Here is a 13545-nt window from a genome sequence, read left to right as displayed (position 1 = left end):
TAGAAATAATGATGGATCAACTATCGGTAAAAGTATGGCAGGAAGAAGTAGTGATACCCACCTATGGTGTTGGTAAAGCTGATAAGAATCCGATGTTCTTTGAAAAACGTGTTTATCAGGGTAGCAGCGGCGTTGTATATCCCAATGCGATTATTGAGAAGATTTCAGATAAGAAAGCTGACAAAACCTATATCGGGTTATATCTGGAAAATAAATACATCAAATTATTGATTCTACCCGAGTTGGGTGGACGCATTCAGATGGCTTATGATAAAATAAAGCAGCGCCATTTTATATATTACAACCAAGTAATAAAACCTGCCCTGGTGGGGTTGACCGGGCCGTGGATATCTGGCGGTATAGAATTTAACTGGCCACAACATCACCGCCCCAGTACGTTCGAGCCGGTTGATTTTAGTATTACAGACAATCCGGATGGTAGTAAAACTATTTGGATGAATGAAATAGAAAAAATGTTTCACACGCAAGCTTTGGTCAGTTTTACTTTGTATCCAGATACGGCCTATATAGAAATTAAGGCGAAATTATATAACCGCTCCTCTCTCCCACAAACTTTCCTTTGGTGGGCCAATCCGGCAGTAAAGGTAAATGATCATTATCAGTCAGTTTTTCCTTCGGACGTAAATGCCGTTTTTGACCATGGGAAGCGTGATGTGTCTTCTTTTCCGATAGCTAAGGGAACTTATTACAAAGTAGATTATTCGCCTGGAACAGATATTTCTATGTATAAAAATATACCTGTTCCCACTTCTTATATGGCTATCAATTCTGACTATGATTTTGTAGGCGGTTATGAACACGATTCGAAAGGAGGCTTGCTGCACGTGGCGGATCATCATAGGTCACCGGGCAAGAAGCAATGGACTTGGGGTCATAGTGATTTTGGAAGGGCCTGGGATAGGAACCTGACAGATGAAGATGGACCTTATATAGAATTAATGACTGGTGTTTTTACAGATAATCAACCCGACTTTTCCTGGTTGATGCCTTTTGAGACCAAAACATTTACGCAATATTTTATGCCTTACCACGACTTAGGTATGGTGAAAAACGCATCGAAAGATATACTAGTAGCGGTTAAAAATGTGGATGATAAATTGGTATTGCAAGTCCATGCAACATCCGAGCAAAAAGATACGCAAATTCTTTTATATTATGATGGTAAAAAATTGGTGGATGAACAAGCGACAATTCTTCCTGAAAAGGTTTTTGTGACAGAAGTGACTATTGAAAAGTTGTATGATGAAAAACAGGTGAAAATTGTCATTAAAAATGCGGCTGATAAGCAGCTCTTGAAATATGAGCCTATCTTAAATAAGGAGAATGAAATGCCGCAAGCAGCAGCGCCTGCCTTGCAGCCTAAAGAAATAAAATCTTTGGAGCAACTTTTCTTGACTGGTCAGCATTTGGAGCAATACCGTCATGCCACGTACAGTCCGGTTCCGTATTATGAAGAGGCTTTGAGAAGAGATGACACCGATGTCCGCAATAACAATGCACTTGGCTTGTGGTATTTACGCAGAGGGCAGTTTGTTCGGTGTGAGGCTTATTTTAGAAAAGCCATATCCACTATTACCGCTAGAAACCCCAATCCTTATGATAGTGAACCCTACTACAATTTAGGCTTGTGCTTAAAGTATCAAAAAAGAAATGATGAGGCCTATGATGCTTTTTTCAAATCGACATGGAGTGTTGCCTGGAAAGCAGGTGGCTTTTTACAGGTAGCGCAGATAGATATGCTGCGTCAGGATTATGCATTGGCTGTAGAACACGCGGATGAGGCCATTGATAACAACGTCAATAACAGTAAAGCTTATTTGCTGAAAGCAGCTGCTTTGGCGGAATTGAAAAAACTGGAAGAAGCTTTGCAGGTTTGTCGATTAGGATTAGAAAGAGATAAATTTAATCTTGGGCTATTATTTCATCGAGCAATTATTGCATCGAGATTGGGAAGTACCAATGAATCGATAAAGATCATGGAAGACCTGCGTAAATTATCTCGAGGCCATGTCCAAAATTTTATAGAATATGCATTGGACTATGCAGATGCCGGCATGACGACGCGAGCCATTGAATTGTTAAGTATTGCTGGCACTGTTCGCATAGAAAATGAGCAGTATCCTATGTTTCACTATTATCTTGCTTATTTCTATCCACATCAAAGCGAATCTTCTCAACAACATCTATTGCAAGCTGCTTCTGCTGAGACTTATCTTTGTTTTCCCAACCGATTGCAGGACGTGAGTGTACTGCAGTTTGCTATTGAAAATAATCCTTCTGATAGTAAGGCTCCTTATTATCTAGGCAACTTGTTTTACGACAAGCGTCAATATGAGGATGCCATAAAGTATTGGGAACTATCAGAAAAACGTGGCGCAAATTTTCCGACCGTTTATCGCAATTTAGGTATTGCTTATTTTAATAAAAAAAATGATGCGATTAAGGCCTTGGCTTATTTTGAGAAAGCATTTTCTATGGATAAGACCGATGCGCGCATTTTGATGGAATTGGACCAATTATACAAAAAATTGAATTATTCAACAGAAAGCAGACTGTCATTTTTGGAAGAAAATGGGACAATAACAAATCAAAGGGATGACACCTACTTAGAAAGAGTGTCCTTATATAATTATAGCGGAAAGTATGTAAAAGCACTGTCTTTATTAATGGAAAGGCATTTTCATCCTTGGGAAGGTGGCGAAGGAAAGGTTTCCGGACAATATTTATTTGCTTTAATTCAGTTAGCAAGAAAAAATATAAAAGAAAATAAATTTGGCGAGGCCATTGATTTATTAAATCAGGCTAAAGCCGATAGTTATCCTCATAACCTGGGGGAAGGGAAGTTGTATGGTGCGCAGGAAAATGATATTTATTATTGGTTGGGTTGTGCCTATGAGAGGCAGGGACTTGTAGAGAAAGCAAAAGAGAATTTTGAAAAAGCCAGTATAGGTGTAAGTGAATTGTCCGCTGCAATGTATTACAACGATCAACAGCCGGATAAATATTTTTATCGGGCGATGGCTTTAAAAAAATTGGGTGAGGAAGAAAAAGCAAATAGCATGTTCTCTAAACTAATTTCTTATGCAGAGGCGCATATTGATACGGCGATAGCTATTGATTATTTTGCAGTTTCACTTCCTGATTTATTAATTTTTGATTCAGATTTAAAACAACGTAATAAAGTGCATTGCCTATTTTTAAAGGGTCTGGGTGTTCTTGGGTTGGAAGGAATAGCAACCGCATTCAGATATTTTGAAGAAGCATTGGTAATCGATAATAGCCATGCTGGCGCATATACACATTTATCATTTTAAATAACTGATAATTAAAACAAATAAATTTTCAACTATGGGAAGCATTCGCATTCGTATATCTTTATTTTTTTTCGGGCTAATTACATTAGGTATTAAGAACTCTTCGGCTCAGACAATACCCATTGAGACAAGTAATACAGCAATGGTTTTGCAGGTAGGTACACACAAAGAATTGCATATGGTTTATTTTGGGAAGAGGTTACATAACTCAGATGAATACGATTTGGTAGGAGGTCAATATCATCAAGGTACTGATTACTCCGGTATGGCCGATGCGGCCTATACACCGTCTGGTTCACAGAATTTATTTGAGCCTGCCATAAGTGTCTCACATGCTGATGGAAACAATTCATTGGATTTAAAGTTTGTAAGCTATCAAACAAAAAAAATAAATGAAGATGTGGCGCTTACTTCTCTTTTACTGAAAGATCCCATTTATCCTTTTCGGGTAACTTTGTTTTATAAAACGTATTTTAAAGAAAATGTGGTAGAACAATGGAGTGAAATACAACAAGGGGAAAAAGGAAATGTAATTTTGCACAAATTTGCTTCTGCTAATCTTTATATCAAAGGGAAATCATTTTGGTTAACGCAGTTTCATGGAGACTGGGCTAAAGAAATGCAGCCCGAAACCTCTGAGTTGACCCATGGTATTAAAACACTGGATAGTAAATTAGGTACAAGAGCTGATTTATTTCAACCACCGGTTTTTATGGTCTCTTTGGATAAACCGTCAAGTGAAGATGAGGGAGATATTCTGTATGGCTCACTGGAATGGTCAGGTAATTACCGCATAGACCTGGAACTAGATAACCTTAATAATCTGCGATTGATAGCCGGAATAAACAATTATGCTTCTAATTATGTACTGGAGCCCAATAAAGTTTTAACCACGCCTAAATTTCTATATACTTTTTCTACACAAGGTAAGGGGCTTGCCAGCCGGCAGTTACAGACCTGGGCAAGAGATTATCAGTTAAAAGACGGAAATGCTGGTCGTTATACGTTGCTGAACAACTGGGAAACAACATATTTTGATTTTAATGAAGACAAACTCAAAAGTTTATTAAGCGACACTAAAAAGTTGGGCGTTGATTTATTTTTGTTAGATGATGGATGGTTTGGTAATATGTATCCTCGCGACGGAGACCGATCCGGACTCGGTGACTGGCAAGCCAACGTAAAGAAATTGCCTAATGGAATTATTGCCATTGAGAAAGCAGCTGAGAAAACGGGAGTTAAGTTTGGTATTTGGATAGAACCGGAAATGGTCAACCCTAAGAGCGAATTATACGAAAGGCATCCCGACTGGGTGGTGAAACAGCCGGGCAGACCAGAACATTATATGCGTAATCAATTAGTACTTGATTTAAGTAACCCACAGGTACAAAATTTTGTATTCAATATTGTAGATTCGTTGCTTATTCAGAATCCAGGATTAGCTTATATAAAATGGGATTGCAATTCAGTCATTTTCAATGCATATTCCGCCAATGAAAAATATCAGTCCAATTTTTATGTTGATTATGTTCAGGGCTTATATAATGTTCTTAAAAGGATTAAAAGTAAATATCCTAATTTTCCTATGATGCTTTGCTCCGGTGGAGGCGGAAGAGTGGATTATGGAGCACTTCAATATTTTACGGAGTATTGGCCAAGTGACAATACTGACCCTTTGGAGCGCATTTATATACAGTTTGCTTATTCCTATTTTTATCCCGCCATAGCAAGCGCGAATCACGTAACCAACTGGGGCAAACAACCATTAAAATATAGAATAGATGTGGCCATGATGGGTAAGCTTGGCTTTGATATTCCTGTGGAGAAATTAAATAAAGCGGATTTGACTTTTTGTCAAAATGCAATCAAAGCTTACAATGGTTTCAAAGATATCGTATGGCATGGCAATCAGTACCGTCTGGCTAATCCTTGGGATAATGATGTCGCAGCAGTGATGTATTTAAATGAAGCAAAAACTAAAGGCGTTCTATTTAATTACCTGGTCAATAATCGCTACGATGCAGCTAGTCATCTGCCTATAAAGTTAAAAGGGTTGGACGCTGGAAAACAGTACAAAGTCAAAGAGATAAATCTTTATCCTGGCACAAAATCGACTATTGAAGACTCCAGGGATTATTCGGGAAATTTTCTGATGACGGTGGGATTTAACCCTCAAGTCAACGCGGGCAGGTCAAGTGTGGTGTTGTCAATTATGGCTGTGAAATAAAAAGTGTAAAATGGATTATTGCTTGTAAGATTTTTTATAAATGGAAGGCGAAATCCCCATTAATTTTTTAAATAGTCTGGAGAAATAATAGGGGTCGTCAAAGCCTAATTTTACACATATTTCTTTAATGCTTTTATCCGTAAAATATAAATATTGACAGGATTGATGTATTTTTAATTGATTGAAATAATTAATGGGCGATAAGCCCATTTTTTGTTTGAACAGTCTTATGTAATGGGAAGTTGAAATACTCTGTTGGTTGGCTAGATGCACGATATCCAGTTTTTTGTCCAGATTAGATTTCATGTACTTTATAGAGCTACTGACAATATCATTATCTAACATTTCCGCATTTATCTCTTTGTTATAAATGATGGAAGAGATAAAATAATATAAACTGATATTTACAATCTCTAAATCTCTTTCCTCGAAACTGTGTTCCAGCATTTGATAGATTTGATTGAAAAGATTGATTCTGTTTTCATTGTATTCCAATAATTGTACGCCAGGTCTTTTGTTGGAGAAAGAATGTTTGAATATGTTTTCTGCCAAAGTGCCACTAAAATGTATCCAATATATTGTCCAGGGTACAGCGGATGAACTACCGTACTTATGGGCAGTGTTTTTGGGAACAATAAAATAAGTATTAGGCTGAATGTCAATCTCCTTTTCCTGAATAAAAATTTTTCCCTCTCCGGAAACACAATAAAGTAGAATATACTCTTGGCAACCATTAATTCTTTCTATATGATGATAAGATGCATTTGGATAGAATCCAATAGCCGTCAGAAAGAAGTTTTTAGTGATGGGGTTACTCAGGATCAGCTGTTCTATACTTGGCGGTAGTACGATCATTTTTTGGCCTAAAAATCCTTCTTCTAGGTGCTTTTCAACTTGGGCAGCTGTATATGCTTTTTTATTTTTGGGGATTGTTCTCAATGTTTTTATTTGAAAAATGAACTATTGATGATATCGGAGTTTTGTTCTGCAAGTAAGGATTATTGCTTCCTTCATTTCAAAAATAATGCTTCTGAATTAAAAATGATAATATAATCCATTCCTTTATAAATATAGTCCATTTTTACCCTACGCAATCCATGGTAAATTTGTCTTATGATAAATCATGGGAATTAGAAGGCCTTCGTTGTCTAATCATTTAAATAGGATTTGTTAGCTAAAGTGTAGGGGCTCTTTATTTGGTTTTTAAAGGCTGTGGTTATATTAACTAGTGAAAGAGCATTCATTTTGCCAACGCTTCGGATTTTTTAGAAAATTTTATTTTTTTGTTCACATTTATTTGGTTGTTTATTTAATTTTCCGTTACCTTTGATATATAGTATAGTATAGTATAGGATAGATGAAAAAAACTATTCGCATCTGAATTTCAGTATCAATTTTTAAAAGAAATACGGACTTAGATAAGTGCCCAAAATATAGGAAGATGAGCAGATTGTACATTATATTTTGAATCCGAATAGAAATTAGTATTTCATAATGTGTATTTCTTGCCTAATAGGACTATTCAAAGGAGGAGGAGAAATACATTCTATATTTCTTTGTTTACGAATGTTTGTTATAGGCATATGAATACCAAATATTGATTAACTGCTGTTAAAATATTTACTTAAATGATGGAATCCATTAGTCAAATTCAATTAAAATTAAGCTATTTTAAGTGGGGCCTGCTGACCTTTTTTCTCGTTTGTATGACTCCAGGTCTTGCACAGACGGGTGATAATACATTGACTATTCCATTCGGCAATAATAGCAGGATCGAATATAATTTAAAAGCTGGGAATTATTCTATTCGTTTTAATTCATTAGCTAAGATTCAGGATGCTTATAGCTTGGTAAAGGGTAAGGTTGATGGGAATAGCCAGTCATTTAACTATAAAAGCAATACTAAAAAGCCATTTAAAAATAAATATGGTTCGGGATTGAAATATACGGTTATACGGGAGAATGAAACTGGTATTAAAATGCTCCAGGAATTTTTTGTATTTAAACATAGGAATTATTTTCTTGCTCAATTGAAAATAATTGGAAGAGGTGCAGCAGAGAATTTTTTGTGCCCTTTACATTCAGAGAATGTCAGCTTTGATCAGACAGGTGATAATCGTGCTTTATTTGTTCCATTTGATAATGATATGTGGGTTAGATATAACGCGGAGCGCCTGGATACAGCACATTTTAAAAGTAGTGAGGTTTCTGCCATTTATAATAATAACAATTATAACGGGCTTGTAATCGGTTCTATTGAACATGATGTATGGAAATCTGCTGTTCAAATAAAGGCGCTAACTGAACATAAGTTTACGCTTACCGCTTTTGCCGGCTATACAGATAATAAAATTACACACGACGGGCGCGCCCATGGAAGTGTAATTATAGATGACTCCATAAGTGCATCACCCAAAATATTGGTAGGATATTTTGATGATTGGAGAAAAGGTATGGAAACTTTTGGTAGGTGTAATACCATCGCAGAACCTCATTACATTTTTGATTGGAAAGGCGATACACCGATGGGTTGGAACAGTTGGGGCGTGCTTCAGGACAAGTTGACCTTAGACAAAGCCAAAGGTGTTATTGATTTCTTCCATGATAGTTGTAAAATCTTTCGAACAAAAGGAGGAACCTTATTTATTGACCTGGATTCTTATTGGGATAAAATGACAAAGGGAGAAAAAGGTGGTAATACAGAAGCGTTGGAAGAGTTTGTAAAATACTGCAAGGAGAAAGGATTCCAGCCTGGTATTTATTGGGCACCTTTTACCGATTGGGGGAAACAGGCAGATAGAAGAGTAGAAGGTTCTACCTATACATATGCACAGTGTTGGACTAAAGTAAATGGACATGTGATGGATGTAGATGGAGGGCGGGCAATGGATCCCACAAGCCCTGGAACAAAACAGAGAATTGTTTACTACACAAATCTCTTCAAAAAGCTCGGCTTTAAAATGATTAAGATAGATTTTTTGGCTCATGCAACTTTAGAGGCTGATCATTATTATGATGCACATGTGCAAACCGGTATGGAAGCTTTCAAAGAAGGCATGGAATTTCTTGACAGGCAGTTAGATGGTAAGATGCTGGTTTATGCCGCTATTTCTCCCAATTTGGCGACGGCGCGGTATGTACATATGAGAAGGATTGCATGTGATGCCTTTAAAAGAATAGATGAAACTGCTTACACCTTAAATAGTACCACGTATGGTTGGTGGCTTGGAGAAATGTATAATTTTTTAGATGCTGACCATGTTGTTTTTGATGACGTTTCTGATGGTGAAAACAGAGCAAGACTTGCTTCTGCAATTGTTACCGGTTCTTTAATCACCGGAGATGACTACAGCTCGAATGGAAAGTGGAGTAGTACTGCACAAAAGCTTTTACAAAATAAAGAACTGCTTTCAATAGTTATGGCAGGAGGAAAACCTTTCAGATCCGTTGAAGCAAACACGGGGCAGGACGCTGCAAATATTTTTACAAAGGTTATTGGTAAACATTTATATATCGCGGTTTTTAACTATAGCGATAAGTTGAAAGAATTAAAATTACCATTAACTAGACTAGGTCTGGATAGAGATATAGGTCATGAAAATCTACAAAATATCTTCCCAGAAGACATAGGTTTTTTAAATCATCAACAAATTGTAAAAATGCCACCTAAAGACGCGGCTATTTTTAAATTTCGAATCCGCTAGTGAATTATAGATATTTTTTATTTCAAAAGTTAAATAATTATGATGAAAAGCTTTAAAAGCGTTTACTCTTCATTTACTACTTGTCTGATTTTTAGTGTTGTGTTTTTGACTTTTTTGCCAAAAAGGACTATGGCGCAATCGGCCGCAACTATTACCGTTACAGGCTCTGCGAAAGATTCGACCGGAAAGTCATTGCAAGGTGTAAGTGTGATAAATATGACTACGCACAAAGGGGGCACCTTCACAGATAACAATGGAAAGTTTGTATTAGACATTCCAATAGGTGTGACGCTGAAGTTTTCCTATGTTGGATATGCAGACAAAGAAGTTACCGTAACCGGTGACACCCGCGTAGTTAATGTCGTATTGCAGATGTCAAATGCTAATATGGAAGACGTCGTGGTAACCGCCTATGGTAGAAAAGAAAGTAAAGAAGCCGTTGTCGGCTCGGTAACCTCCATAAATCCCAGTGAGTTAAAGATACCTTCCAGTAATCTGACGAATGCTTTAGCAGGTAGGGTAGCCGGTATGATTTCCTTTCAGAGATCGGGTCAACCAGGCGGCGATAATTCTTCATTTTTTATTCGTGGAGTTACTACTCTGGGATATAGTGCCAGTCCCCTGATATTGGTAGATAATATTGAACTAAGTGCGAATGATCTCGCAAGATTGCAGGTGGACGATATTGCCAGTTTCTCTATTCTGAAGGACGCTAGTGCGGCGGCTCTTTACGGTGCTCGTGGCGCAAATGGTGTTATACTTATTACAACAAAAGAAGGGAAAACCGGAAAAGCTAAGGTGAGTGTCAGGGCAGAAAGTTCCATATCCCAGCCTACTAAAAGTATTAAACTTGCAGATCCTATAACCTATATGCAAGATTATAATGAAGCACTTACTACACGCAATCCTTTAGCCACACCTCTTTATACCCCCAACTATATTATTAATACGCAAGCAACTATAAATAAAAGCCCTGGTTATAATCCTTACGTTTACCCTGCTGTGGATTGGATGTCAACACTTTTCAAAAATCAAACAACGACTAATCGTGCTGATTTTAACGTAAGTGGAGGAAATCAGTTTGCTAAATATTATATGGCAGGCTCTTACTCCAGAGATAATGGTATTTTACAAGTCAATCCGGTTAATAATTTTAACTCAGGAATGAAGTTCGAAAATTATCAGTTGAGGGCGAATATCAATATGAACGTAACGCCTACGACAGATGTTGAAGTGCGTTTGTGGGGTAATTTCAATGATTATACAGGACCAATTACAAGTAGCACAGACGGGTTGGCAACTGATTTATATATTAAAGCATTACATGCCAATCCGGTTGCGTTCCCTGCATTCTATCTTCCAGATAGCGCCAATTTACTTACCCATCACATTCTTTTTGGCAATAATCCGAGTTTGACAGGTGGTCTTTTGGATAATCCATATGCAGATTTGATGGATGGTTATAAATCTTATTCCGAGTCAAGAATGTCCGCTCAATTTGAGCTGAATCAGAAACTTGATTTTATTACACCGGGTTTAAAATTTAAGGGGATATTTAGCACCAATCGGTATGCTTATTTTGACCTTAGCCGTTCCTATAAACCTTTTTATTACGATGTGGGTAGTTATGATCCACAAGGTGGAAGCTATACCCTCAATTGGCTAAATAATCTGCCCGGCGAAGCACAGGAATTCTTAGGTTATAATGCTGGAACTAAAACCGTATATACCTATTTATATATGCAGGGGACATTAGATTATAGCCGCACGTTTGGTAAAAATAATATTGGTGCCACTTTAATTGGCACAAGAGAACAGACGCAATATGGGGATGCAAGTGACCTTTTAAGTTCCTTGCCGTATCGTAATCTTGGATTGTCTGGTCGAGCTGCTTATTCCTATGCCAATAAATATTTTGTAGAATTCAATTTTGGCTATAATGGCTCGGAACGTTTTGCTCCTGATCATCGTTTTGGATTTTTTCCCACCGTTGGTGCGGGATGGGTTATCTCTAATGAAAATTTCTGGAATGGCGGCATTAAAAATGTTATCACCCGCTTAAAAATAAGAGGTAGCTATGGTTTAGTGGGTAACGATAATATTGGAAGTCAAAGATTTTTCTATTTATCTAGTGTAACCCCAGATGGTGGCCCTAGTGCAACTTTTGGAAACACAAATAGTGTTACACTCCATGGTACAAGTATACAAGCCTATCCAAATCCGGATGTAACCTGGGAAAAGTCGCAAAAAGCGAATCTTGCTATAGAAGCAACCTTTTTTAAAGATCTGAATATCACCGCGGAGATCTACCATGAATACAGGTACGATATTTTGATTCCTCGAGGTTACATTCCGGTTTCAGTAGGGATAGAATCCTCTGCTGCAGCTAACTTACAAGCAAACCTGGGAACGGCTTTTTCAAAAGGGCTTGATTTGAGTGCGGACTATAAAAAAACTTTTACAAAAAATTTATGGGTTTCTGCATTGGGTAATTTAACCGTTACTTCCAGTAAAATAGGTCACTTAGAAGAGCCTGAATATAAATATCCATATGAGTTCCGATCAGGTCAACCTATTAATCAACAATTCGGTTATATAGCAGAAAGGCTTTTCGTTGATGACAAAGAAGCCGCAAGCTCACCTACACAATTGTTTGGAGGTAATGCGCTTCCTCAAGGTGGAGATATCAAATACAGAGACGTGAACAGAGATGGGGTGATTAATTCGGATGACCAGGTACCCATTGGTCTGCCTACTACACCACAGATTATATATGGTTTCGGTTTCTCCGTTGGATACAAAGCCTTCGATCTGAGTGCGTTTTTCCAAGGACTGGGAAGAGAATCATTTTTCATAAACCCTACGTCACAAACAGATGTTGCTAATGGAATATATGGTACGGCTCCCTTTGTAAATAATGCGCAATTGTTACAGGCATATGCAAACAATCATTGGTCTGAAGAAAATCAAAACCTTTACGCATTGTATCCGCGTTTGTCCACAACAGATGTAACAAACAATGAACAGACCAGTACTTGGTGGCTACGAAACGGTAGTTTTATGCGATTGAAATCTTTAGAACTAGGTTGTACACTTCCCAAGAAATGGATCAAGCATGCGGGTATGGAAAACATGCGTGTCTATTTTAGCGGTTTGAATTTACTGACGTTTAGCCCATTCAAATTATGGGATCCTGAAATGGCTGGCCAGGGATTCGGTTATCCTATTCAAAAAGTGTTTAACCTGGGATTGAATATTAATTTTTAAGCATAAAAAATAATTTAAGTAATGAAAAACTATATTTTAATTTTGATATTTGTGTCTAATATCTCCCTTCTGGGATGCTACAAAGCTAGTTATGTAGATGGCAGAAAACAAAATTTGAAAAATTTCTCAACTACAACAAACAAGTCAAACAATGTTACAGAAAGCAACACTCAAAATAGTTCTTTCGAGAATTTGCTTTTAGATTATTATTTTGATGGTGGTCCTGAAATATACTTTTCTTTTGATTGGGACAATCCTGAATCGCCTCAATATGTATATGTTTCAGTCTATATAAACGGAAATTTATATACAAATTATACAATGTCAGGCAATATTAACCCTTACTCTACCAACTCTTCTACTTTTACTTTGCCACCTAATGTGGCAAATGGTTCCAATATCAAGATTACTGTAAGTACTCTTGATGGTCAATCATCCTCAGCAAATTATACACTTAATTTATCTCCCTCTGGAGGGGGAGGTGGGGGCAATATTGACGGATTCATCCCCCAAAATGTGGAAATGAATGTTGCTAGGACTTCAAACTCTTCTCAAACTGGGATCTCATATAATTTTAATGTTTATCTGTCGTGGACCCCAATCTCTATTAATCCAGGACAGCCAAATTATGGTGAGAAGGTTTATAGTTGTGTAAAATTAATCTATAATTCTTATGATACGACGACCATTTATCCTTACTGTACAACTGATAATGCCATTTATAACAGCAACGATATAAGTGAAGGTTTTTTATCTTTTATTATTTTCGATCATACTTCTAATAATTGCAGACTCCCTATATCCATTGCTTATTATTGGGAGACAAAACCTTTTATTCCAGATACCGTGAGAGCGGACAGGTTTAAAACTGTCGTATTTCCTTATAGTGACTAGATGCTTCTTATGATGCCGAATTTAAAATTATAAATAAATAATAATGAAAAGTGTATATATATTTTTTCTAATAATTGCTACTCCGTTGATATTTCTAAGTTCTTGTAAAAAATACTTA

General features: G+C 37.0%; 6 protein-coding genes. 5 read left to right on the top strand and 1 reads right to left on the bottom strand.

The genetic code is table 11. The annotated features are described in order from the left end of the window. Window positions 1–8: 8 nt before the first annotated feature. Both ACQR30_RS17255 and ACQR30_RS17250 read left to right on the top strand, forming a co-directional pair. Window positions 9–3335 carry a DUF5107 domain-containing protein gene (locus ACQR30_RS17255; RefSeq protein ID WP_429737029.1) on the top strand — a complete coding sequence of 1109 codons (3327 nt, stop codon included), beginning with the start codon at window positions 9–11 and terminating at the stop codon, window positions 3333–3335. 34 nt (window positions 3336–3369) lie between these two features. Further along, the gene (locus tag ACQR30_RS17250) at window positions 3370–5562 is read left to right on the top strand and encodes an alpha-galactosidase (RefSeq protein WP_429737028.1); all 2193 of its coding nucleotides are present in this window, start codon (window positions 3370–3372) and stop codon (window positions 5560–5562) included. Window positions 5563–5577: 15 nt separating this feature from the next. Here ACQR30_RS17250 and ACQR30_RS17245 read toward each other — a convergent pair whose 3' ends face one another. After that, a complete protein-coding gene (locus ACQR30_RS17245) occupies window positions 5578–6501 on the bottom strand; it encodes a helix-turn-helix domain-containing protein (protein WP_429737027.1) in 924 nt (307 codons plus the stop codon). Between the two features lie 689 nt (window positions 6502–7190). On the opposite strand from ACQR30_RS17245, the gene ACQR30_RS17240 reads away from it, so the two are divergent. From ACQR30_RS17240 to ACQR30_RS17230, 3 genes are all read left to right on the top strand, one after another. Further along, window positions 7191–9266, top strand: coding sequence for a hypothetical protein (locus ACQR30_RS17240; protein ID WP_429737026.1), 2076 nt, complete (start codon window positions 7191–7193; stop codon window positions 9264–9266). Between the two features lie 129 nt (window positions 9267–9395). Continuing rightward, complete coding sequence (locus ACQR30_RS17235; protein WP_429737025.1) at window positions 9396–12533, top strand: SusC/RagA family TonB-linked outer membrane protein; 3138 nt, start codon at window positions 9396–9398, stop codon at window positions 12531–12533. A gap of 21 nt (window positions 12534–12554) precedes the next feature. After that, window positions 12555–13427 carry a hypothetical protein gene (locus ACQR30_RS17230; protein WP_429737024.1) on the top strand — a complete coding sequence of 291 codons (873 nt, stop codon included), beginning with the start codon at window positions 12555–12557 and terminating at the stop codon, window positions 13425–13427. Window positions 13428–13545: the final 118 nt, after the last annotated feature.

Origin of the sequence: Arachidicoccus sp. (genome assembly GCF_050436765.1) — a bacterium.
Classification (GTDB): domain Bacteria; phylum Bacteroidota; class Bacteroidia; order Chitinophagales; family Chitinophagaceae; genus Arachidicoccus.
Note: the sequence above shows the minus strand (reverse complement) of the source record. Positions and strands in the feature narration are given on the sequence as shown.